Here is a 22,488-nt window from a genome sequence, read left to right as displayed (position 1 = left end):
GATCATCAAGAGTAAAATATCTGAACCAGCAAAACGAGATTAAACGCGATGATAATGACGGCGACAAGCCAGGCGAGTATTTGCAGCCAGCGGGGATTGGCGAAGTTCCCCATTTTGCTTTTGTCACCGGTAAACTTGATCAGCGGGACAATGGCAAACGGCAATTGCAACGAGAGAATCACCTGGCTCAGAACCAGCAGATCCATGGCTCCTTGCGCCCCGTACAAAGCGGTCATGATTGCAGCAGGCATGATGGCGATCAGCCGTGTAATCAAGCGGCGCAGCCACGGTTTTAACCGGAGATCAAGGAAACCCTCCATAACGATCTGTCCGGCCAAAGTGCCGGTCAATGTGGAATTTTGCCCCGATGCGAGCAGGGCCACGCCGAATAAAATGCTGGCGGCGGAGGTGCCCAATATCGGGCTTAATAATTGGTAGGCCTTGCTGATATCATTCACAACCATGCCGAAGCTGTGGAAGCTGGCCGCCGACAGAATCAGAATCGCCGCATTGATAAACAGGGCAAAGAACAGGGCGGCCGTTGTGTCGAGGGTGGCAAAGCGGATCGCCGCTTTTTTTCCGTCCTTCGTATGGGGGACGGCTCGCGTTTGCACAATGGATGAATGAAGATAAAGGTTGTGCGGCATCACCGTTGCACCCAAGATGCCGATGGCGATATAAAGCATATCGGGGTTGGTAATGATTTGACTGCTTGGCACAAACCCTTTGGCAATTTCGTGCAATGTGGGATGGGCCAACGCCAGTTCCACGACGAAACAGAGAAAGATAACCACCATAAACGAAACGACGATCGATTCAATATAGCGAAACCCTTTGTTTTGCAGGAGCAAAATCAGAATAATGTCGACCGCTGTCAACAGAATGCCGATTAGCAGCGGAATATGAAACAGCAGTTGCAGGGCGATCGCAGTTCCCAGCAGTTCGGCCAGGTCGCAGGCAGCAATCGCCAGTTCACACAAGACCCAGAGGAAAAGGGATACCGGTCTGGAGTAATGATCGCGGCATGCCTGTGCGAGATCCCGACCGCAGACAATGCCCAATTTGCCGGCAAGTGTCTGCAATAAAATGGCCATCAGATTTGAGAGCAGAATGACAAAGAGCAGTGGGTAGCCAAAGGTGGAACCGCCGGCGATGTCGGTTGCCCAATTGCCCGGGTCCATATAACCGACCGCCACCAGATAACCGGGCCCGACAAAAGCGAGAAGTTTGCGGAACCAGGAACCTTTGGCCGGAACCGGAAGAGAACGGTGAACTTCCGGCAGACTGGGAATGGTCCGTTCTTTTTTCCACCCTCCCCAATCCATCCGCATCATCGAATTCTTCATCTTGACACACTCCTCTTCTATTTTATGTACGGAGCCATTATTTTTGCGCCAGGGCAAAATTTGCGGTAAAAAATAGAACCAAATCTCATTTTGGCCGAAAAGGACAGAATGGCTATACCCAATCACCGACTTGAATGAAGGGATCTTTCCAAGAGGTGTTTCATGCCTTTTGTTTTTTTTGCTTATGGTTAAATTGTAGAGGGAGGTTAAAAAAGTTTCCCTTATACAAATAATAAAAGGAAATAGTTATTTATTCAATCATTATTTTTAGAAGGAATTCGATTTTACCTACATAAAGAAGTTATTTCTATTTTATGGGTAAAGGAGAAAAGTGTTCCATGTCGTGATTTTTTGCATGTCTTGAACTTAAAAGCAAGACACTAGCATTGAAGAGAGGAGAGATGAAGATGAGAACTATCGGCATTTATTTATTTTTATTGGTAACATCCCTTCTGTTCATTGTGGGAATTGATTTGGCGATCGGGTTTCCCTTGGGGGAATCGATCGAAAAAATGTTTTTTCCGTTTGAGATGATGGATTATATGGCCATTTTTTTAACCGTTTCGTTTTTAGTTTATCCGCTAGTGCGCAACCTGATTTGGTGGGGGATGAATCTGGTCAGATGAACGGGCACGTTTCTTTTTGATCCATCCGATCAGGAACAACAAGAGCGGAATAACAGTTTGCATGGGTAAATGCAGGTAGCGGGGCACAAAATATTCCCCTTCGCTCAGATGTTCAGCAATATTGGCCGCGATAAATTGGGAAAGGACAAATAAGATGGCACCGATCGGTGTCACTAACTTTTTTTGCTCTCCTTTAAACAGATCAGTTGCTCCGATTACAGCGCTCATTAAAAAGAGCGCGATTTTAAAGAAGCCACCGATGACCAAGATGACAATCGCCAAACTATCGAGACGGTGCAAAAAGTAAAGCAGGTTGACCTTGCCTAGCGAGCTCAATAAAGGAAAAGTGGAACGGGCTGTCACTTCAGGCCCCAGTACACCCACCATCACAGCCAGGATCAAGGATAAAAGCAATCCGCTGAAGATCATGGTTATCGCGGTGATTTTATACAGCGATTGATTGGTTTGCACATAAGGGTACAGCATGGTGAACAGAATGATTTCTCCATACGGGAACGTATAGACGAGAGGATAGGCTGTTTTTACAATAAGCACGGGGTCTTCGGCAACGGGTAAAATTCTGTCCGGATTAAAAACGTTGGTAATGAACAAAACAGAAAGAATGGAAAAGATGCTCAGAATATAGATCATGCCGAAAATCTCTCCGGTCTTCCCCAGATTTTCGAGTCCATGGCTTAAAACATAGACTATACAGATCATAATAAAAGCACTAATGGCAGAGAGAGGGGTATAGTCTAGCAAAGCTGTTTTCAACAGATCAGAAAGATCGCGCAACACCCTGCTTCCAACATAAATAAAGTAGAGAACGTAGAGAAGGGCAAGCGGCCACCCAAGCCATTTTCCCAATATTTTTCGAATAACCCCGGTTAAGGGCACATCGGGATGAAGTTGATGCAATTTGATATGCAGCCAGAGCAAAGCAAGGCCGCCAACCAACGCGGCCAATATGGCAATCCATGCATCCTGCTTGGCTTGAATTCCCAGACTGACGACGATGCTGCTGCCCAATTGTTGCAGCAGAATGAGAAAGATAAGCTGTGTGTGGGTACATTTATTCTTTGTCATGTTCTCTCCCTTTCTCCTATTTGAACTCATAAGGTTTTTTCCGCAAGCCCGAGTCTGTGATGTTGACAAAGATATCGAGGTTTACTTTCGCTTTGGTAAACAAATCGTCCCAATGGTTTTTCAGTTTGTTCCAAGATTGTGGGGAGGCGCGGTGGATGGCCTGACCAAATCCGAAAACATCGGTCTTGACCTGTTTGGCAGCATGAATCGCACTTTGGATAAATTCGCCAATCTTTTTGGCAGACTGTTTTCCCAGCATATTGAGGACTTTTGGATCCTCCAAATTGAGGGGGCATTCGGTTTCTTTTATATCGCCATTGGTCCGAACCGTAATATGAAAAGTGGGGGTCCCATGGACCATACTCGCTTCTACTTTTGTTTTGGAATAATTAATTTGAATCGCTACTTTACTGGGCTTGTTTTTACAATTAATGCTAAATGTTCCGTGTTTCATTTTGTCCAAGAGAAATATGGTTCCGATCGCGGCAGAGTTATTGATCCAACTCACAAGTTTATCCTTTTTAAACAATCCCATTTTTGAGATAGCAAGCAGAGGCGGCGAGGTTGATTGGAACGACTGCTGCTCGGTTGCTTTCTTTCCGTTATTGGATAATTCGACGCCGCTTAAAACTAAATCGATTCCTGGTGTTGATAAGATGCTAACAACGTCGTTTTCAATGAGATTCAAGGCTTTACTCGGTGTCCCTTCTGTTATTAAAACTTTTTGAGCTAAGTTGTAAGCAGGGATCTGATCAAGTGGAGTGAGAGCGCTGATGACGTTTTCCGCTGTTGTCCCGCGGGCAATCAAAATCGGAACATTGATGCGCCCTTCCATAGAGCGTTCCTTTACATCAAAGATCGTAGCAATTCCTTTGCGCGCCAAAGCTTCGCCGATCACGATGATTTGTGTATGAGAGAAGTTCATGTGTCGGCTGATCTTATTGGATGCATTTTGAATGGCTTCAATGATATTATTGCCCTCTCCTGTATAAACCGTGATAGGAGAACCTCCCTTTCCACCTCCGCCGATTGGCTGTTGAACCATATTATTAGGATTCATGACTTGAAATGTTAAGCGATAAGGATAGTGACTGCCTTGGTCGTACCCGATCGCGGTCACAAAGGACAGCTCATTTAATTCAAAGTAATTCCAACATCCGGAGATCGGAAAGGTCAGGCACATGATTATGCCCAGCTGGATGAGCCTTAGCTTTTTACCATTTAATCTCATCCTGATCCATCCTCTTCTTTGCTAGGTCGGCCATTGCGCAAACGGTATTTGGCTATCATGTTTTTCTTCAGCGGATGAAGATCAGCCGGCCGTTTTCTGATCATCCATAGGGGAAGGCGAATAAAGGTGTCTCCCCATGCTTTTAGGTTGAGCGGTGAGAACGGCTCTAAATAAGGGACGCCGAAGGAACTTAGCGAATTCATGTGCGAGATCATCACGACCAGCCCTAACGTAATGCCGAGCAACCCGAACGTAGCGGCCAGAATCATCATCACGAAGCGGATCAGCCGGGCCGTGATTGCCAGCTCATAGGAAGGATTGACGAAGCTGGCCAGTCCCGTGATCGCTACGACGATGACCATGGCCGGTGTAACTAAACCCGCAGATACAGCTGTTTGCCCCAGCACAATTGCTCCGACAATGGTGATCGCAGTACTTAATACCCGCGGAGCGCGAATTCCCGCTTCCCGTATCACTTCAAACATTAATTCCATTATTATCGCCTCAAACAGGGTGGGGATCGGCACATTTTCGCGCTGCGCCGACAGATTGATCAAGAGAGAAGTAGGTAACATCTGCGGATGATGCGTGATCAGGGCCACGTAGAGAGAGGGAAGAACCAACGATACAAAAAAAGAGACAAAGCGGACCAAACGAAGAAAACTGGCAATATCATATCGTTGGTAGTAATCTTCGCTGGCCATAAAGAGATGTCTGAATGAAGAAGGAACGACCAGTGCGAAAGGGGTGTTATCCACCAGGATGGCGACACGCCCGTCCATCAAATTCCCACAAATATCATCGGGTCGCCCTAATGTAAGAACGGTCGGAAACGGAGTAAAGGTCTTTTCTTCAAGAAAACTTTCGATATAACCGGATTCCAACACACTGTCTATATCAATTTCTTTCAGTCGTTTCAGCACATCTTTGACAATTTTGGGATTGGCGATCCCTTCTATATGCAAAACAAAAATCTTCGTGTGCGTAAAATGACCAAGATCCAGAGATTTCACTTTTAGATGAGGGCTGCGGATACGGCGGCGAATAAGGGATAGATTGACTTTTATCGATTCGGTAAAGCTGTCCAGAGGGCCGCGGATGACAGATTGTGCCGTCGGCTCTGAAATTGGCCGCGACTTCTCGCTCGCAGTGGAACAGGAAATGGCTTTTTTCCATCCGGCACCGACCAGCACCGCATTGCCGGATAAAATCGATTTGATGATTTTTTCCTTTGTCTCGAGAATGGCGATTTTTCCGATGCTCAAAGCGCGATTTTTGACCATATCAAATGACAGTGCTTCATCGTCGAATTCCTTCGGGAGCAACCCGGAGGCTAAGGTGAGGGATTTAATCACCCATTCATCGATTACTTTTTCGTCTACCAGACATTCTAAATAAATGATCCCGAATCGGGTTTCATTGTTATTCCCGGCGGAAAAAGTGCGGATTACGAAATCGGGGCTTTCGCTAAATTCTTGTTTGATGTAGCTAAAGAGTTGATCCAATGACGGATCAATCGGTTCGTTTTGATTTTTCTTGGTGCCAGAGGCCGGTTGCCGGTTCCGGTATCGGGAAAAGAACATGGATTATCACCCAGCCTTTTACTATGATAAAAATAGTGTTTTTCATTTTTTATTTTGCTATTCCGGTTTATGGGAAATCAGGTATGTTGATTAATGATATACGGGATGTAGACGGGGGGATTTTTTAACGTCCATTGTCGTCTTCGCACAGAGCACAAGCACCAAACGCAGGGGAAAACGCGGGCAAATATTTGAGCGAACGCAAGTTTTGCCCGCCCCCGAAGTTTGGTGCAGAAGTGGTTTTCATTGCTTCCGCGCAATGCGACAAGAGACAGAGACCCAAAAATCCACTCCAAATCTTCCGGAATAATGCACATCAATACGCCTGTACATATGGAATTAACTGTCTAAAGTTTAGTTAATATAAAAACAGGGAATCAAACTAGGGCACTTCGGTTTCTGACTGGATGGAGTGCCGGTTTAAGTTAAAAAAAGGTAATCGGAGGGATACATATGGCAAAACACCTCGCTGATACAACCGTCCTGGCCAACGGTGTGAAAATGCCCTGGCTCGGTTTGGGGGTATGGAAAGTACAAGAAGGCTCCGAAGTGGAAAATGCGGTCAAAGAAGCGATTAAATTGGGTTATCGCAGCATTGATACCGCGGCGGCTTACCAAAATGAAGAAGGTGTGGGCAAGGCGATTAAAGAATCCGGTGTAAACCGCGAAGATTTATTTGTGACCACAAAAGTGTGGAACGCGGATCAAGGCTATGATTCCACCCTGCGGGCATTTGAAACGAGCCTGAATAAACTGGGACTGGAATATGTGGATCTGTACCTGGTGCATTGGCCGGTAAAGGGAAAATACAAAGAAACTTGGAAAGCGCTGGAGAAGTTGTATAAAGAAGGCCGCGTACGGGCCATCGGTGTCAGCAACTTCCAAGTGCATCATTTAAAAGATTTGCTGGCAGATTGTGAAGTAAAACCGATGGTAAACCAAGTGGAGTTTCATCCGTACTTGACGCAAAAAGAGCTGCGCGCCTTCTGCAAGGAAGAGCAGATTCAGCTGGAAGCCTGGAGCCCGCTGATGCAAGGGGAAGTGGTAAATGTGCCGGAAATAAAAGAGCTGGCTGAAAAATACGGGAAAACTCCGGCGCAAATCGTCTTGCGGTGGGATCTTCAGCACGGCGTCGTCACGATTCCAAAATCGGTCAAAGCACATCGGATTAAGGAAAATGCCGACGTGTTCGATTTTGAATTGTCAGCGGAAGATATGGCTAAACTGGACGCTCTCAACAAAGATCATCGCTTCGGACCCGACCCGGACAATTTCAATTTCTGAGTCCCGCTTAAAAACCCCGGTATTGTACCGGGGTTTTTACATGATTTCCATCCAGTAACCCTTTTGCCAGCACAACATGGCACTCCGGTTTTCCGGTGACAGGATCAGCGAGGTGCCGTTTCCTTTCGCCCGGATGTTGCAGCTGTGAATGCAAAATGGCTTTGTGGACAGCGAGATCAGGGTCAGGGTTTGTCCTTCGATAATTCCGTCGGGAAGGGCATTTGCTCCGGAATCTTCCATCCGTCCCGAAAAAGTCAAGGAAAGGCCGTTTCCTCTCAAAAATATGTCTTCATAGGTTAATGACCACCCGGATTTCAAGTCTGTCAAGGAACATTCCTGATCTGAACGGACGTGACCGAGCGACCCGGCCAGACCCTTTTTCACATCCGGTTTGGGTATTGCGCCGAAAAGTGTAAGGTTGGGAGAATCCGTGACGGTTAATCCGTCGATGGAGAAAAGGCGGTATCCTCCCACAGCGTTTCCCTCGATCAGATATTTCTCGATATGATGCACGGTCAGATCGCGGATCAGGAGATTTTTGCCGGTTCCATGCTGAATATACAGGGCAGAGAAACAATGGCTCAGGGTGACGTTTTGCAGGTGGATGCTGTCGGAGGGGGAGAGTTGTCTTGAGGGGCCGGTATGGGCGAGAATAATTCCTCGTCTCAGCCCTTCCCCGCGAATCCCCTCCAGTGTCATATCCACTCCGACGGGCAAAAGGCGGATGGCGCCGTTATCCTGACCGGGGGTATAGGAACCGCCTTCGCCATAACGGGCGAGAAAGTTGGAGATTCGTCCGGAGACGGGGCATTTGAGCCAAACCCCGAAACCATAACCGGCCAAATCGGATGGATTTCGATCCCGATGCCATCGGCAATCCAAAATTTGGATGTTGTGATGGAAAAGAGAGAAAGGATCCGGGACGCCTTGGGATTCGGCGACGAATCCGGAGGAGCGGGACCGGATGGCTTGACATTGCCGGAAGGTGATATCGGAACACCATCCGTTGTGGGAGATCAGAAAGGAGACTCCTTGTCCCTCATAATCGGTGACGTTTTCGACCAAAGCATCGAATGTTCCTTCCAAATCAACCGAATGGCGCATCTTCCAGGTAATTCCGTCCCGGATGATCACATGGTTGTTTCCGCCGTAAAACTGGATTCCATACCCCTGTCCCGAGCCGATCTGTTGCGGATTGCGCAGGTGAAAGCGCTCCACCGTAACGTAAAGGCTGCGCCGCACCTGGATGCCCGATTCAACGCTGCGTTCCCCGTCCAGGCCGCTGACGCGAAAATGGCGCATATGCTTGGCCCAGATTCCAAAACCGCAGACGGCTCCTTCTTTCAAGCGATAGCGGAAGTTTTCGACAGTCACATGGTCCAGCGGTTCGATTTTTACCAGGTTTCGCCCGGTTCTGGATATGGTTTTGGGCAGGCGGACGAAATCTTTCAGCACGATTTCCGTATGTTTTTCCGCAGGTTGAACCGCCGCGATTTCATGGGTTTCTGCATTGACTTCTGCCTGATGGTCCGAGTGGCGGCAGGTATCGTCAACAAGGAGGATCATGTCGCCGGTCTGTAAATCACATGCGCTGCCTGCGATCATCACACTGCGGTCACCGCGTGCGGCCGGAGCAGCCAGAACGTAGCCGCACGGGCTTTCCTTCCCCGCATATTTCAAAAGATAGCGGGTGGATGTGTCGGTTGCTTCCAACAGCGCCACTCCTTCAAAGCGGAGGGATACGGCTTTGCCGATCTCAATTTCCTTCACGAAATAATGACCGTCGGGGATGATGAGCAAGCCACCGTCCGGAACAGCCTCGATTGCCCGGCGAAAGCGGGGGGTATCGTCGCTTTCCCCTTCGCATCGCGGAAACTGGTCCAGATGGCAGATCCGTCTGATTGAGTCTGCTTCCATATACTCACCCCTGTCTTGACAGTTATATAAGTATATTGGTGAAAAGAAGGGGTAATCCTCTCACGGAAAGCGATCGTGTCCCGTCGGTGATAAAAGTGAAGTGAAATCGGGAGGGGAGTGGAAATCACTTTAAGAAGCAGCGGGGAAAGATCCTGGGGAAGCGGGAAAAATTTCTCATCTGTGTTATGCCATAGCCGGCCGCATTTCAGCACGGCCAAAAGCAGACTTTGAAATTCCTGAGAAATAATTTGACCGTCTTATCCTCCTTGGCAGACGCTGTTTTTATTAAAAAAGAGGGATGATTACGATGAAAGCACTCAGCCGGATATTTCGTTTTCTTTCATTGCTCGGACGTTCTTTTGGGCATTCACGTTATGGACATTAATTTTTCATTTTGCGGCAAAAGGGATCAGGAAATATGAATCAAGGTAATTAGATAGAGGCTTTGACATAGCTTGCTCGGTCAACGCCCCTGACCGCGGCTCTGACTAGTGACAATAGATGTGCTAACAAATCCCTCTTTGCTCCAATCAATACATTGCGGCAGGAGGATGGTTAAACTCCGGCAGACTAATTGTCGGGGCTTTCTCATTTTATGCAATAGTCAGATAATATTAAAATTAATAGTAGACTTTTCTGGCAGTTGTTGTTTCTGCAATGGTTGGAATACCAGATTAACCATTGTTGAGGATTCAGGCGGGCTGTACGATGACGGTGCTCCAGCTTGCCAAAAGGGTATAGAGTGCTGAAAACTTCGACCGCTGACAATGCGAAGCGTTGGAATACAGGGCGAGGGAGAAAGCGATTTTAAGGATCAGAAGGGGAACGGGGATAATCCTAAAAGAGTGTGAAGAAAACCAAGGTTGGAGGTAGTATTATGGAGATGCTTAAAAAACAGAATGTTATCATTATTATGTCCGTACTTAATATTTTGAGTGGGCTTATGTTGCTTGGATCTTCAGTCTTCGTCTTATTCGGCGATGACATTTTCAAAGAAAGTGTGGCTGAAGCATCAAAAGCTTATGCGGCATTTTTCTGGGTTGCACTTTTTTATACAATAGTGACTCTGTATTATTCGCTCCCCAAACAAATAAAAGTATATACTAACGTATGTGGATGGATTTTTACCGTTTTGGGCCTTTTCTGTATATGGGTTGCCGTTCATGACTGGTCAAACGGCTTGGCAAATGGAGATGATCCTCTTACTGTTCTTTTTATTCCAGGATTTATCTTTATTTTCATAGGGTTATTGTGTCTAATATCCCGAATTGATCTGAAAGAGAGTAAGAGCGGGTAATTCTTTTCCCATCCTCTGCCGTCCGCTCTGCGGATTTTCCCGTCAGCTTCAGATTCTATCTCAAGGCGGGCAATCATGTTTGTCCGGTAATTGTATATTATCCTGTTTCTGGATTGGGAGAATACTTGAAATGAAAAGGTGAGGAAATGCTTGTGATACTTGAATTGAGTCAAAGAAAAGATTTGTTTGATGAAGCTGTCGGTGTATTTTGGAAACAATGGGGAAATAAACGAAACTACAAGTTTTATCAAGATTGTATGTTTCATTCGTGCCAGACTGAAGATGAAATCCCCAGATTTTACGTTGCGCTGCAGAACGAATCGATTATTGGCACATACGCGTTAATCCGAAACGATCTTAACAGTCGTCAAGATCTATACCCTTGGCTTGCTTGTCTATACGTCGATCAGGAGCACAGAGGGAAAAGAATGGGTTCCCGCCTTCTTGAACATGCCGTTCAAGAGACTTATAAAAAAGGATATGAGAAACTTTATTTAGCTACTGATCTGGAAGGTTATTATGAAAAATATGGGTGGACTCATATAACAGAAGCATATGGTATTCATGGCGGGTCAATAAAGGTATACGAAAAATCGACAAAGCAACATCGTAGCTTAACAAAATGACTTCAAGGCAAGTCTCTTTTCTGTTTTTTGACCAATTGAGAATAAAATCGCTCTACATCTGCCACTGCCCTTGAAAAGGAGGCTACCCAATTGCCTGGGTAGCCTGTTTGTTTCGGGGTGATTTGGTTCTGTGCGCAATTCTTTATTCGTATCGACAATCAATTTTATGTCAAGCTGATGAATATCACGAAAGAAAAAATTGGAATCAATATTTAATCTGACGTATGCCGGTTGCCGTCCAAATGGATCTGGAATTTCTGGATGCGAAAGGGTTATTCCGCTTATCTCCGTTTGAAACCGGATGTTTTGTCTGTATATTGAGATAACTTCAACTGGATTTGCCATCAGAATTCTTAAGTTCAACGCGAACCTGGTTTCCAATAACATGTGCTTGGATGCGGCTGTAGGAAGGCCGTTTTTGTCTTTGCCACGACTCCCGCCAACTGATCAAGACGTTTGTATGCCTCTGGTCTGTGGCGAGCAATCGATGATGACTTAAAGAGATCAATGCAAACCCTGCCTGACTGCTATAACCGATGAAACTCCCGTGCTCCGGATGGTTCGCAGTAGTCACACCGTCGGGAGATATCGCCAGTAAGTACGCCCGAAGGTCATCGCCGACTTCTGGAAAAGGAGGAGTTGCCGGATTCAGATGGAGAAAGCGATTAACCCAATTGGAATCAAAGGATTTTTTCATCCATGATGAACTGACCCACCACGGATTCTCTCCTTCTCCCGCCCAATGAGCATGAATCGAAGCACCGAAAAACTTCTCCGGTGTTTTTTCAGTCATGGCAATGAAGGAGCCGGGAATCACATCATCTGCTTTAAGTTCACCGTTCACTTTTATCAACCGGACTACGACATTGGTGTCCGCTATCGGAAGCACTTGGAATGGAGATACGATCCAACCTCCTTCTTTCAATTGATGTTTCCACGCTTCCGGAAGTTGATCGGGGGTTGTCCAAGCCACAATACGATCATACGGGGCATCAGCTTCCCAGCCTTTTCGCCCATCCTGTGTTTCGAATTGCACATGATGTATATTTTGCTTTTTAAACATCTGACGAGCACGAGCAGTGAGTTCAGGTTCAACATCAACTGAGACAACCCTGCCATTGGAACCTGCAAGGGAGGCTAACAGAGCGGTACTATATCCCGAACCGGTTCCGATCTCCAACACTCGTTGCCCGTTTTGTACATCTAACAATTCAAGGCTGGCACGGATTGCATCATCAGATGAAATCTGTGGAATCAGGCTCCCGTCCTCCTTTCGTACAAACTTTTCACGGTTTACGCGCTCAAACGCTTCCGCAATCGTAGTCATTTTGTTCCTCCTCTGTGCCGGTCTGGATGAACCGATGATATGATCTTTTTCACGTTTCATTTTGAATTCCTCTATTTTTTGTCGGAATCACAAATATAAGAAGCGGGTCGTTGCTCTGCGATGTGGAAGAGGGAGGAGAGGGGGATTGCAGGATTTTTTTCCTTTGGTGAAATGGGAATGGGGGTGGAAAGGGCGGGATCAAACAGAGACTGCCGGCAGCCGCGTTTTTGCAAGAGAAAAGTAGCTAAGATGAAAATTGCGGTTTCTTAAATTGGATTTGATCACAGGGGTGGATGATGGAGAAGGGGTGATTGAATCATGCCGGGAGCCCGAAGAGGGAAATTGCCGAGAACATGAAACCGGCTTGCAAGGAAGCAGGGCGTGATCCTTTGGGGAAGAGCACGCCCTAATGCAAACGCGATCACATCGTTGATGTGGAAAACGGCTCGGTTAACCGGGATGCTTGCGCATAAATTCCAGGGCAAAACGGTTAATCAACAGTCGTCCAATGATTTTTTCTTTATTTCTTGATGATGGCCTTTTCCTGATTGACCAGCCGCGGCAATTCCCGGGCGTAATCTCCATGGGCGATTCCGTTTTCCGTAATGATGGCGGTGATATATTCGTGGGGAGTGACATCAAAGGCCGGGTTAAATACTTTGACCCCCTCCGGGGCAATGCGTTTACCGCCGAAATGGGTTACCTCCTCCGGATTGCGTTCCTCGATGGGGATCTCTTCTCCGGAAGGTGTTTTTAAATCGATGGTTGATGTCGGCGCGGCCACATAAAACGGAATATTTAAGGCCCGGGCTTGCAGCGCCAATCCGAATGTGCCGATCTTATTGGCCGTATCCCCGTTGGCGGCGACCCGGTCGCATCCGACGATCACTGCCGAAATCCCCTTTGTTCTCATCGTGTGGGCGGACATGTTGTCAGTGATCAGAGTTACGTCGATCCCCGCCTGAAGCAGTTCCCAGGTGGTCAGCCTTCCTCCTTGCAAAAGAGGACGTGTTTCGCAGGCATAAGCGGAAAGTTGTTTGCCGTATTCCTTTGCCAGGTGCAGCGGGGCAAGTGCCGTACCGTATCGTGCGGTGGCGATGGCTCCGGCATTGCAGATGGTCAGAATGGTATCGCCATCCTTTAGCAACTCCAGCGCATGTTCGCCGATTTTGCGGCAAACCGCTTCATCTTCCTGTTGGATTTGCATGGCTTCGTTTTCGATGGCCTGAACCGCCTCGGGTACGGATGAAGCCTTTTTCGCTGCTGCCGTGACCCTCTCCAGCGCCCAGAACAAATTGACGGCAGTGGGACGGGAGCTGGCCAGAAAGCGGTGCTCCTGCTCCAGTTTGACCAGGAAATCGGAAAAGTTGAGGCCGGGGAAGCGGTTGGCCCATACCGCCAGCCCGAAGGCGGCCGCCATCCCGATCGCCGGCGCCCCGCGCACTTTCAGGGCATGAATGCATTCCCACACCTCTTTTGTTGTCGTGCAGCGGATAAAATGCTGTTGCTGTGGGAGAAGGGTTTGATCGAGAATGAGAACATGATCCCGCCTGTATTCGACAGATAAAACCGTTGTCATCAGATTCCTCCTTTCAGCGCGGCGATGAACGATTCAACATCGGGGAGCTGATTGCGCCGTTTGATTAAAGAGGAGCCGAGGCGCAGCGCACGCCGTTTCAATTCAATTTGGACACCCTGGTCTTCAATCGAGTCCAGATCAGCGACATGGGCCAGCCCGATGGTGCGCCGAATGATCTCACATCCGGCAAAGCCGATGGCATCTGTCCATGTTTGCTGCAAAAAGTCGTTGAGCGTCCCCGGGACTTTGGTATAGGTTTCCGTTCCTTTGTTTTTCCACAGTTCACCGAATTGTTCGGCGAAATGGTGCCAGGTATCGCGGATCACGCTGAACAGCCATTCCTGGTAATCAGACCGGGAGCCCGGCTCTTTTGTGTGATAATTGTGCGAAAGGGCGCTCAGGGCGAGGTTGGCAAAAAAGTGCCCATGATCAAAGCCGGCCGGACCGTAATAGGCAAATTCAGGATCAATCATCTTCGTTGACTCACCGGTGACGAAAATGCTGCCCGAATGCAGATCGCCATGAACTAGTACTTCTGCCCGGGTGAGGAAGGCGAATTTCAGTTGGGCCACTTCCCGTTTCAGTTCCTGATCTTCCCACAGCGCTTCAGCATCCGGTCTCAGCTCATCGGGGAAATCGTTGGTTTCATGATCGAAAAACGGGTCGGTGAACACGAGGTCCTCCGTGATTTTGCACAAATCCGGGTTGATAAAGGATTGAACCAGTGCTTTTTTTGCAAAGGGATGCAGATAGAAATCACTTGTATGAAAAAGGGTTTGTGCCAGGAAGGTGCCGACGTGTTCGGCCAATTTCGGATATTGATTGCCCGCGATCAGCCCTTTACGCAGAATGGTGTGATCCGACAAATCCTCCATTACCGTAACGGCCAGTTCGGCATTGCTGTACAGCACTTTCGGCACCAAATCAGGTACAAACTCTGCCGCTTTTTTGAGCGCTTCGCTTTCGATGCGGGCCCGGTCGAGAGAGAGAGGCCAGCTCTCGCCGACAACTTTTGCATAGGGAAGCGCTTGCTTGACGATCAGCGACTTTCCGCTGGCCGGTTCAGTCAGATGAAAAACAAGATTTAAATTTCCATCCCCGATTTCTTTTACTCTCAATTCTCCTTCACCGGTGAAAAATCGCAAGGGTTCGATGATTTTGACGACAGTTTCTTCCGTCAGGGTTTGATAGCCGGTTGTTGCCGGTGCGCTCATCATGAATCAGCTCCTGTCACTCGGGTTTCCGATGGGGCAATAAAAAAGAGCCCCTTTTGTTTAAGAGGCTCGGAATTTTCACTCCAAGCCTCTCATCTTGCAAAAACGCGTAAGGGCGTTTCGCTGGAATTAGCACCGTGCCTTGCGCGGTTTCCCGCGGCCCCAGACTGCGTGCTGGTGCCCCATCTCACGATGGCATTACGGTCGGTTGCTGGGCTTCATCGGGCCAAATCCCTCCACCTGCTCTTGATAAGAGACTTTTATGTTATGAAATTTTTGTATCCGCATGGAATTCGGTTGATTCGTAATCGAATAATACACGCTCTGCCGGTGAATGTCAATCCGTAAATGATGAGCCTGCCGACAAATTCTGACTGTCACTCTTTCGTATACAATTCCGGACGACGATCGCTGAAAATCGGGATGCGCGAGCGGACCTCCGCCACTTGCTCGGGATCGATTTCCGCATACAGGATCGTTTCTTCGCTTCCCGCTTCGGCGATGATCTTGCCCCATGGGTCGATCACGAGCGAATGGCCAGCAAAAACATTGTTCGGGTCGCTTCCGGCACGGTTGCAGGCGATCACAAACCATTGATTTTCGATGGCGCGGGTGAGCAGCAGTTGCCGCCAGTGATCCAGGCGCGCCTGTGGCCATTCGGCCGGCACAAAGAGCAGTTCAGCTCCGCTTAAGGCCGCTGTTCTCGTCCATTCGGGGAAGCGGATATCGTAACAGATCACGCCAGCACAAGGAAGATCGCCGAGGGTAAATAGTCCCGGCCGGCTTCCCGCCTGCAGATAGCGATCTTCTTCCATCAGGCCGAACAGGTGTGCCTTGCTGTATTCACCGGCTTGGATGCCTTGTTTGTCAAAGGCGTACAGGGTATTGTAAAAGCCGGAAGCGGTTTTTTTGGCGACCGAGCCGGCGACGATGTGAACCTGGTGTTTTTTGGAGAGATCCTGTAGCAGCGTTTTCGTTTCCGTGCCGTCAGGATCGGCGATTTCATCGAGGCGGGACAGGTCGTACCCCGTATTCCACAGTTCGGGAAGAACGATGATATCGGCTTTATGCGAGGCGGCTTCACCGATTTTTTGAATCACTTTCTGCCGGTTCGCTTCGGGATTTCCAAAAGAAATATCCATCTGAATCAAAGCGAGTTGAAGACGCATAAGGTTTCCCCCAAAAATGTTTTGACAGATTTTAATCAAACATATACCATAACTCTATTGAATTTCAAGAACATTTGCGAGAGATTGGAAGTGAGGCAGTTGAAGCAATTTGAAGTCTCTGATGCGCTCAAGCGTTTGCCGCAACAATTTTTCGCCAAATTGACCGGGAAAGCGAGGGCTTTTGTTGCGGCCGGTCATGATGTGATCAATCTGGGGCAGGGAAATCCCGATCTCCCCACACCTCCCCATATCGTCGAAGCGCTGAAACGCGCGGCGGACAATCCTGAATATCATAAATATTCTCCTTTCCGCGGCTATGATTTTCTCAAAGAAGCGGTGTCCGCTTTTTACAAACGGGAATACGGCGTCGATCTCGACCCGGTGAAGGAAGTGGCCGTTCTGTTCGGCGGCAAAGCGGGTCTGGTCGAAATCAGCCAATGCGTGCTCAATCCCGGAGATGTGGCGCTGGTGCCTGATCCCGGTTATCCCGATTATTGGTCCGGGATTGCGATGGCCGGGGCGGAGATGGCCAAAATGCCACTGATCGCGGAACATGATTTTCTGCCCGATTACGCGTTCATCCCCGAAGAAACGCTGAACCGGGCCAAGCTGCTTTTTCTCAATTATCCCAATAACCCGACTGGCGCTTCGGCCACACCCGAATTTTTTCAGGAAACGGTTCGTCTGGCGGAGAAGCACGGCATTTGTGTGGTTCACGATTTCGCTTATGCGGCGATCGGTTTTGACGGCGTAAAGCCGCCGAGCTTTTTAAGCATTCCGGGTGCAAAAGAGGTGGGCATTGAGATATACACCTTGAGCAAAACGTATAACATGGCCGGATGGCGGGTTGGGTTTGCCGTGGGAAATGCCCAAGTGATCGAAGCGATCAACCTCATTCAGGATCATTTTTATTGCAGTCTGTTCGGCGCCGTTCAGGAAGCGGCGAAAGCTGCTCTCTTGGGGCCGCAAACTTGTGTGAGCGAGCTGGCATCCACCTATGAACGGCGGCGAAATGCCTTTATTGGACGGCTACGGGAAAACGGCTGGGAGGTGAAAGCGCCGAGCGGTTCCTTCTTCTGCTGGTTGCCGGTGCCGAATAGCCTTTCCTCCGAACAGTTTGCCGACAGCTTGTTGAATGAAGCCCATGTGGTGGTGGCTCCGGGGATCGGCTTTGGTGAGCACGGGGAAGGATACGTGCGAATCGGGCTCCTGGCGCCGGAAGAGCGTTTGATCGAAGCGGCAGATCGGATTGCCAAGTTGTCTTTGTTTGAAAAGAGATTGACAGCCAAAGAATAACCTGTCATAATATAAAGCAAAAATGAAAATTGGAACGGAATTTTTTATTTTCTCTTATCAAGAGCCGGTGGAGGGACAAGCCCGATGAAACCCAGCAACCGACCGTAATGCCATCGTGAGATGGGGCACCAGCATACGTCTGGGGCCGCGGGAAAACCGCGCAAGGCACGGTGCTAATTCTTGCCAGCGTAAGCTGAAAGATGAGAGGAAGGGCGGTACCGTAATGAAAAAGCCTCTTCCTCCGCGGGAGAGGTTTTTTTATTTGGTCCCGGTGTAGGAGCGATTTTGCAAGGTTCTTTTGCAGCCGGGAACCGCCATAGGATGATATTTGGAGCAGGATTTATTCACATAGAAGTTGTCCGTTTGCGAACGTTCCAAAAATTTTTGCGCAGGAGATGAAAAGAGTGAGTCAAATCATTGCGACCTATCTCGTTCACGACCGCAAAGGGGAGTGGGAGAAAAAAGCGGAAGGCATTGCCCTTGGGCTGACGGTCGGCTCGTGGACCAACTTGCCGCAAATCGAGCAAGAGCAGTTAAAACGGCACAAGGGTAATGTGATTGGGATTACGGAGCTGCCGGAAGAGGAACGGGTGAACGGTTATTTTGGCGAAAGCCGGAAGCGCGCCCTGCTCAAAATCGCCTATCCAGCGGCCAATTTCAGTCCGGATCTGCCAGCGATTCTGACGACGGTATTTGGAAAATTGTCGCTGGACGGAGAAGTCAAACTAATTGACCTCGATTTTTCTGAAGAGCTGCTTCAGGCATTTCCCGGACCGAAGTACGGGGTTGAAGGAATCAGGGAAAGGCTCGGCGTTTATGGCCGGCCGCTGACGATGAGCATCTTTAAAGCCGTCATCGGCCGCGATCTGGATTATTTCCAAAACCAGCTCCGGGAGCAGGCTCTTGGCGGCGTCGATCTGGTCAAAGATGATGAAATTCTCTTTGACAATTCCCTTACCCCGTTTGAAAAGCGAATTGAAACAGCTGTGAGGGTATTGCTGGATACGGAAGAGGAAACGGGCGAAAAAACGCTGTACGCGGTCAATCTGACCGGCCGCACGTACGAATTGAAAGAGAAAGCCAGGCGCGCCGTTGAATTGGGAGCCAGTGCGCTGTTGTTCAACGTCTTTGCTTATGGTCTCGATGTATTGCAAGCACTGGCGGAAGATCCGCAGATCACGGTTCCGATCATGGCGCACCCCGCTGTATCCGGCGCATTGACCCCGTCGGAGTTTTACGGTTTTGAACATGCTCTGTTAATGGGCAAATTGCTCCGTCTGGCCGGTGCCGATCTCGTGCTGTTTCCGTCTCCTTACGGAAGCGTCGCGCTGCCGAAGGAAAAAGCCCTTGGGATTGCGAGTGAATTAACTGGCAACTGGGAAGGAGTGAAAAAAGCCTTTCCCGTACCGTCAGCGGGTATCCATCCGGGAATGGTCCCGGCGCTCATCCAGGATTTTGGCATCGACAGCGTGATCAATGCCGGAGGCGGTGTCCACGGGCATCCGGGCGGTGCAGAGGCGGGCGGAAAAGCTTTTCGCCAGGCGGTGGACGCTGTTTTGAACGGTAAAACCCTGGAGAAAGCCGCGAAAACGGAGACGGAACTGGCACAGGCGCTGGAATTGTGGGGGAATGTGGTGAAAAAATGAAGAAACCGGTTATTTTCTGTGATTTTGACGGAACCGTCACCGAGACGGATAACATTATCGCGATCATGAAGCAATTTGCCCCGCCTGGCTGGGAGCAAATCAAAGATGATGTGCTCAGCAAACGGGTCTCGATCCGGCAGGGAGTGGGAGAGATGTTTGCCCTCCTCCCCTCCGGCCTCAAGCAGGAGATCATCTCCTTTGTGCAGCGAACAGCAAGGATTCGCGCAGGATTCCAGGAGTTCGTCGATTATACCCGCGAGCGGGGGATCCCTCTCTTTATCGTCAGCGGCGGGATCGACTTTTTCGTTTATCCCATGCTCGAAGGGTTGGTGGAAAAGGAGCAGATCTACTGCAACGGCAGCGATTTTTCCGGCGAAACGATTCAAATCCGCTGGCCCCATCCCTGTGATGACACCTGCCATAATGATTGCGGCCTCTGCAAATCGGCGATTCTCAAAAAGTTTGCCGGTGACCGGTATCAGCGGATCGTGATCGGGGATTCGATCACGGATCTGGAAGCTGCGAAAATGGCCGATCACGTATTTGCCCGGGATTTTTTGCAGGAGAAATGTGAAGAGGAAGGGTTGGCTTATACGCCGTTTGCCTCTTTTTTTGATATTCGTGACGCCCTGGCCGGAAAGGAGGTAATCGCGTGAGCAACTTGCTGAAGCGATGGAACGAGCTGGCCGAGATCAAAGATGAGCTGGCGGCAAGGGACTGGTTTCCGGGAACCAGCGGCAATCTCTCCATCAAGGTGAGCGATTCTCCGTTTTCCTGCCTGGTTACGGCCAGCGGAAAAGATAAGCGCAAGCGCACCGACGAAGACTTTTTGCTGGTCGGCGCAGATGGAACCCCGTTGGAAGAGACCCCGCTGAAACCGTCGGCCGAAACGGGGATTCATCTGGAAATTTACCGGTTGACCGATGCCGGTTGCATCCTGCATGTTCATACGGTGGATAACAATGTGATCTCCGCGTTGTATGCGGAACAAGGAGAAATCACCTTTCGCGGGCAGGAGCTGATCAAAGCGTTTGGCATCTGGGAAGAAGACGGTGAGCTGACGGTGCCGATTGTGGAAAATCACGCAGATCTGAAGCGATTGGCCAAAGAGGTCGGGCGTGTTATCACACCGCAGACAAAAGCAGTGCTGATTCGCAATCACGGCATTACTGTCTGGGGTGAAAATGGATTTGCCGCCAAAAAGCATTTGGAGGCTTTGGAATTTTTGTTTTCATATCAGTTGAAAATGGCTATTTTGGGCAGATTGTCGTCTGATCCGGAGTTTATGAAAACCATTCATGCATAGGGGGAAACATCATGGCAGAATTGCGCTTCCACGACAATAACGAACGCCTGTCTGATCCGGCAGAAGTGAGCCGCTATTTGAACGGGCAAGGAGTGATTTACGAACGTTGGGACATTTCCAAATTGCCCGCCCACCTCAGTGAAAAATATAACCTCTCCGATGAGGAAAAAGCGGAGATCATTCAAACTTTCCGCGCGGAGATAGACGAGTTGTCCAAGCGGCGCGGTTACATCACCGAAGATATCGTGGCCTTGTCCCCGGAAACGCCAAACTTGGAACAACTCCTGCAAAATTTCAAGAAAGAACACCATCATCCCGACGATGAAGTTCGCTTCATTGTCAGCGGACATGGCATTTTTGCCATCCAGGGACCAAATGGCCGTTATTTTGATGTGGAGCTGGAGCCGGGCGATCTCATTTCCGTTCCCGAGGGTTACCGCCATTACTTTACCTTGATGGAGGACAGGAAAGTGGTGGCTGTCCGGATTTTCAAAACGAAAGAAGGATGGGTGCCGATTTACGAGAAAGAGTAAAAACACCCGTGTTTGATCAGAGAAAAAAACCCGTATTTCACAGGCAGATTAGCCAAGAAGTACGGGTTTTCGACATGGATTAAATGGGAATGGCGGAACCGAAGATCTCGTAGTGCATATCGGTATCTTTTACGCCCAATTGGCCGAGGAGCGATTTGACCACTTTCATGAAGGGAACGGGACCGCAGAAGTAGAAATCGGCTTCCGGTGAAGGAATCAGCGATCTCAGCCAGTCCAGATCAAGATAGCCTTCCTTGTCAAAGTTTTTCAGGCGGCGGTCCTCATCGCTCGGCTGCTCATAGCAGACAAAATAGCGGATGTTGTCATGTTGCTCGGCCAGATTTCGCAAATGGTCTTTCATTGCATGAACCCGGCTGTTCAGGGCGGCATGAATAAAGGTGACCGGGACGTCGTGTCTGCGCTCTGCCAGGGTGTTCAGCATGCTGACCAGCGGAGTGAGGCCGACGCCGCCGCTGATGAGAACCACCGGGCGGTTTTCTTTTTCCTGCAAAACAAAGTCTCCGGCCGGAGCGCTGATCATGAGAGAATCCCCTTCAAGGATCCGGTTGTGCAAAAAGGTGGAAACAATGCCGGCGGGAAACTGATCATTTCCGTCTTCCCGTTTCACACTGATCCGGTAATAAGGTTTGCTTGGAGAATCAGATAAACTGTACTGGCGAATATGCGTGATCTTTTCTCCCGGGATGTCCATTTTCACGCTGATATACTGTCCGGGTTGAAAGGAGCAGATGGCTTTCCCGTCCTTGGGCACAAGATAAAAAGAAGTGATCACATCGCTCTCTTTTTCTTTTTTGTCGATCACAAACTCGCGGAAGCCGGTCCAACCTCCGGGCTGCTGCAGAAGTTCTTCCGCTAGTTGAGTCTCAATCCGAATAAACTGATCAGCCAAAAAGCTGTAGACTTCAGCCCAGGCATTGAGAATTTCCGGTGTCGCCTTTTCTCCCAAAACTTCTTTAATCGCCGCGAGCAGATTTTCACCGACAATCGGGTATTGTTCCGGTTTTACATCAAGACTGCGATGCTTATGGGCGATGCGGGTGATCGCCGGGGCAATCGCTTCAAGGTTTTGCAAATGCATGGCGGCACTCATGACCATTTCCGCCAGCGCTTTTTGCTGTTGTTTTTGTTTTTGATGGGTCTGATTAAAGAGATTCAGTAGTTCCGGATGGTTACTGAATAATTTTTGGTAAAAAACGGTGGTGATTTTTTCACCGTGTTGTTTCAAAAACGGAACGCTTTCCATGACAAGACGCATGGAGGCCGGATTTAGCGTTGTCAGTTGGGCCATACTCCATTCACTCCTGTTGTTTTAGTGTAATTTTATTATGAATTTAAGAATGAAGAGGGTGCTGTGATTTCAATCACATCGAATTTGGCAAATAAGTGAACGGGAAGGAGATG

19 protein-coding genes and 2 riboswitches are annotated in these 22,488 nt (G+C 48.9%); of the genes, 9 read left to right on the top strand and 10 right to left on the bottom strand.

Annotated elements, in window-relative coordinates; all coding sequences use genetic code 11:
* Positions 1-5 precede the first annotated feature (5 nt).
* Positions 6-1,346, bottom strand: coding sequence for an Nramp family divalent metal transporter (locus tag I8U17_RS06610; protein ID WP_198059195.1), 1,341 nt, complete (start codon positions 1,344-1,346; stop codon positions 6-8).
* Between the two features lie 407 nt (positions 1,347-1,753).
* On the opposite strand from I8U17_RS06610, the gene I8U17_RS06605 reads away from it, so the two are divergent.
* Positions 1,754-1,972, top strand: a complete 219-nt coding sequence (locus I8U17_RS06605) for a YczF family membrane protein (protein ID WP_033101792.1) — start codon at positions 1,754-1,756, stop codon at positions 1,970-1,972.
* Here I8U17_RS06605 and I8U17_RS06600 read toward each other — a convergent pair.
* The 3 genes from I8U17_RS06600 to I8U17_RS06590 are packed head-to-tail and all read right to left on the bottom strand — an operon-like array spanning position 1,928 to position 5,872.
* A complete protein-coding gene (locus I8U17_RS06600) occupies positions 1,928-3,058 on the bottom strand; it encodes a GerAB/ArcD/ProY family transporter (RefSeq protein ID WP_198059194.1) in 1,131 nt (376 codons plus the stop codon). The genes I8U17_RS06605 and I8U17_RS06600 overlap by 45 nt on opposite strands.
* Positions 3,059-3,074: 16 nt before the next feature.
* A complete protein-coding gene (locus I8U17_RS06595) occupies positions 3,075-4,289 on the bottom strand; it encodes a Ger(x)C family spore germination protein (RefSeq protein ID WP_198059193.1) in 1,215 nt (404 codons plus the stop codon).
* Positions 4,286-5,872, bottom strand: coding sequence for a spore germination protein (locus I8U17_RS06590; RefSeq protein ID WP_198059192.1), 1,587 nt, complete (start codon positions 5,870-5,872; stop codon positions 4,286-4,288). Before I8U17_RS06590 ends, I8U17_RS06595 begins: the two co-directional genes overlap by 4 nt.
* Positions 5,873-6,325: 453 nt before the next feature.
* Here I8U17_RS06590 and I8U17_RS06585 point away from each other — a divergent pair, with 453 nt between their 5' ends.
* A complete protein-coding gene (locus tag I8U17_RS06585; protein WP_033101790.1) occupies positions 6,326-7,156 on the top strand; it encodes an aldo/keto reductase in 831 nt (276 codons plus the stop codon).
* A 36-nt stretch (positions 7,157-7,192) separates the two neighbouring features.
* On the opposite strand, the gene I8U17_RS06580 is transcribed toward I8U17_RS06585, so the two are convergent.
* Positions 7,193-9,073, bottom strand: coding sequence for a right-handed parallel beta-helix repeat-containing protein (locus I8U17_RS06580; protein WP_198059191.1), 1,881 nt, complete (start codon positions 9,071-9,073; stop codon positions 7,193-7,195).
* Between the two features lie 877 nt (positions 9,074-9,950).
* On the opposite strand from I8U17_RS06580, the gene I8U17_RS06575 reads away from it, so the two are divergent.
* Together I8U17_RS06575 and I8U17_RS06570 are read left to right on the top strand one after the other, a co-directional pair.
* On the top strand, positions 9,951-10,370 hold the full coding sequence (locus I8U17_RS06575) for a hypothetical protein (protein ID WP_033101788.1): 420 nt from the start codon (positions 9,951-9,953) through the stop codon (positions 10,368-10,370).
* Positions 10,371-10,516: 146 nt separating this feature from the next.
* Positions 10,517-10,996, top strand: coding sequence for a GNAT family N-acetyltransferase (locus tag I8U17_RS06570; RefSeq protein ID WP_033101787.1), 480 nt, complete (start codon positions 10,517-10,519; stop codon positions 10,994-10,996).
* Between the two features lie 328 nt (positions 10,997-11,324).
* Here the strand turns inward: I8U17_RS06570 and I8U17_RS06565 are convergent, their stop codons facing one another.
* The 4 genes from I8U17_RS06565 to I8U17_RS06550 form a co-directional block, all read right to left on the bottom strand.
* Positions 11,325-12,383, bottom strand: a complete 1,059-nt coding sequence (locus tag I8U17_RS06565) for a protein-L-isoaspartate O-methyltransferase family protein (RefSeq protein WP_255518248.1) — start codon at positions 12,381-12,383, stop codon at positions 11,325-11,327.
* Between the two features lie 460 nt (positions 12,384-12,843).
* Positions 12,844-13,902 carry an S-methyl-5-thioribose-1-phosphate isomerase gene (gene mtnA / locus I8U17_RS06560; RefSeq protein WP_198059189.1) on the bottom strand — a complete coding sequence of 353 codons (1,059 nt, stop codon included), beginning with the start codon at positions 13,900-13,902 and terminating at the stop codon, positions 12,844-12,846.
* Positions 13,902-15,116: an S-methyl-5-thioribose kinase gene (mtnK, locus tag I8U17_RS06555; RefSeq protein WP_198059188.1), complete on the bottom strand. Its 1,215-nt coding sequence runs from the start codon at positions 15,114-15,116 to the stop codon at positions 13,902-13,904. The genes mtnA and mtnK overlap by 1 nt, the downstream gene beginning before the upstream one ends.
* Before the next feature lie 89 nt (positions 15,117-15,205).
* Positions 15,206-15,372, bottom strand: a riboswitch (SAM riboswitch).
* Between the two features lie 121 nt (positions 15,373-15,493).
* Positions 15,494-16,285 carry a carbon-nitrogen family hydrolase gene (locus I8U17_RS06550; RefSeq protein WP_198059187.1) on the bottom strand — a complete coding sequence of 264 codons (792 nt, stop codon included), beginning with the start codon at positions 16,283-16,285 and terminating at the stop codon, positions 15,494-15,496.
* A 99-nt stretch (positions 16,286-16,384) separates the two neighbouring features.
* Between I8U17_RS06550 and I8U17_RS06545 the strand changes: the two genes are divergently transcribed.
* From I8U17_RS06545 to I8U17_RS06525, 5 genes are all read left to right on the top strand, one after another.
* The gene (locus tag I8U17_RS06545; protein WP_232330938.1) at positions 16,385-17,581 is read left to right on the top strand and encodes a pyridoxal phosphate-dependent aminotransferase; all 1,197 of its coding nucleotides are present in this window, start codon (positions 16,385-16,387) and stop codon (positions 17,579-17,581) included.
* Positions 17,582-17,632: 51 nt separating this feature from the next.
* Positions 17,633-17,788: riboswitch (SAM riboswitch) on the top strand.
* A gap of 197 nt (positions 17,789-17,985) precedes the next feature.
* Positions 17,986-19,227, top strand: a complete 1,242-nt coding sequence (locus I8U17_RS06540) for a 2,3-diketo-5-methylthiopentyl-1-phosphate enolase (RefSeq protein ID WP_033101783.1) — start codon at positions 17,986-17,988, stop codon at positions 19,225-19,227.
* The gene (locus I8U17_RS06535) at positions 19,224-19,883 is read left to right on the top strand and encodes a 2-hydroxy-3-keto-5-methylthiopentenyl-1-phosphate phosphatase (RefSeq protein ID WP_198059185.1); all 660 of its coding nucleotides are present in this window, start codon (positions 19,224-19,226) and stop codon (positions 19,881-19,883) included. Before I8U17_RS06540 ends, I8U17_RS06535 begins: the two co-directional genes overlap by 4 nt.
* Entirely contained in the window at positions 19,880-20,533 is a 654-nt protein-coding gene (locus I8U17_RS06530) for a methylthioribulose 1-phosphate dehydratase (RefSeq protein ID WP_033101781.1), read from the top strand. Before I8U17_RS06535 ends, I8U17_RS06530 begins: the two co-directional genes overlap by 4 nt.
* 11 nt (positions 20,534-20,544) lie before the next feature.
* Positions 20,545-21,066: a 1,2-dihydroxy-3-keto-5-methylthiopentene dioxygenase gene (locus I8U17_RS06525; RefSeq protein WP_033101780.1), complete on the top strand. Its 522-nt coding sequence runs from the start codon at positions 20,545-20,547 to the stop codon at positions 21,064-21,066.
* 79 nt (positions 21,067-21,145) lie between these two features.
* Here the strand turns inward: I8U17_RS06525 and hmpA are convergent, their stop codons facing one another.
* Entirely contained in the window at positions 21,146-22,375 is a 1,230-nt protein-coding gene (hmpA, locus tag I8U17_RS06520) for an NO-inducible flavohemoprotein (protein WP_198059184.1), read from the bottom strand.
* Between the last annotated feature and the right edge of the window lie 113 nt (positions 22,376-22,488).

Origin of the sequence: Thermoactinomyces sp. CICC 10521, from assembly GCF_016055135.1 — a bacterium.
Lineage (GTDB): Bacteria > Bacillota > Bacilli > Thermoactinomycetales > Thermoactinomycetaceae > Thermoactinomyces_A > Thermoactinomyces_A daqus.
The sequence above is the reverse complement of the archived record's forward strand: the minus strand, read 5'-3'. Positions and strand labels throughout refer to the sequence as shown.

Excerpts from the sequence above, each read along its gene's own strand:
- I8U17_RS06605 (WP_033101792.1), top strand. The coding sequence starts at position 1,754 with ATGAGAACTATCGGCATTTATTTATTTTTATTGGTAACATCCCTTCTG.
- I8U17_RS06575 (WP_033101788.1), top strand. The coding sequence starts at position 9,951 with ATGGAGATGCTTAAAAAACAGAATGTTATCATTATTATGTCCGTACTT.
- mtnK (WP_198059188.1), bottom strand. The coding sequence starts at position 15,116 with ATGAGCGCACCGGCAACAACCGGCTATCAAACCCTGACGGAAGAAACT.
- I8U17_RS06610 (WP_198059195.1), bottom strand. The coding sequence starts at position 1,346 with ATGAAGAATTCGATGATGCGGATGGATTGGGGAGGGTGGAAAAAAGAA.
- I8U17_RS06595 (WP_198059193.1), bottom strand. The coding sequence starts at position 4,289 with ATGAGATTAAATGGTAAAAAGCTAAGGCTCATCCAGCTGGGCATAATC.
- I8U17_RS06600 (WP_198059194.1), bottom strand. The coding sequence starts at position 3,058 with ATGACAAAGAATAAATGTACCCACACACAGCTTATCTTTCTCATTCTG.
- I8U17_RS06570 (WP_033101787.1), top strand. The coding sequence starts at position 10,517 with ATGCTTGTGATACTTGAATTGAGTCAAAGAAAAGATTTGTTTGATGAA.
- I8U17_RS06550 (WP_198059187.1), bottom strand. The coding sequence starts at position 16,285 with ATGCGTCTTCAACTCGCTTTGATTCAGATGGATATTTCTTTTGGAAAT.
- mtnA (WP_198059189.1), bottom strand. The coding sequence starts at position 13,902 with ATGACAACGGTTTTATCTGTCGAATACAGGCGGGATCATGTTCTCATT.
- I8U17_RS06565 (WP_255518248.1), bottom strand. The coding sequence starts at position 12,383 with ATGAAACGTGAAAAAGATCATATCATCGGTTCATCCAGACCGGCACAG.
- I8U17_RS06590 (WP_198059192.1), bottom strand. The coding sequence starts at position 5,872 with ATGTTCTTTTCCCGATACCGGAACCGGCAACCGGCCTCTGGCACCAAG.
- I8U17_RS06580 (WP_198059191.1), bottom strand. The coding sequence starts at position 9,073 with ATGGAAGCAGACTCAATCAGACGGATCTGCCATCTGGACCAGTTTCCG.
- hmpA (WP_198059184.1), bottom strand. The coding sequence starts at position 22,375 with ATGGCCCAACTGACAACGCTAAATCCGGCCTCCATGCGTCTTGTCATG.
- I8U17_RS06585 (WP_033101790.1), top strand. The coding sequence starts at position 6,326 with ATGGCAAAACACCTCGCTGATACAACCGTCCTGGCCAACGGTGTGAAA.
- I8U17_RS06535 (WP_198059185.1), top strand. The coding sequence starts at position 19,224 with ATGAAGAAACCGGTTATTTTCTGTGATTTTGACGGAACCGTCACCGAG.
- I8U17_RS06525 (WP_033101780.1), top strand. The coding sequence starts at position 20,545 with ATGGCAGAATTGCGCTTCCACGACAATAACGAACGCCTGTCTGATCCG.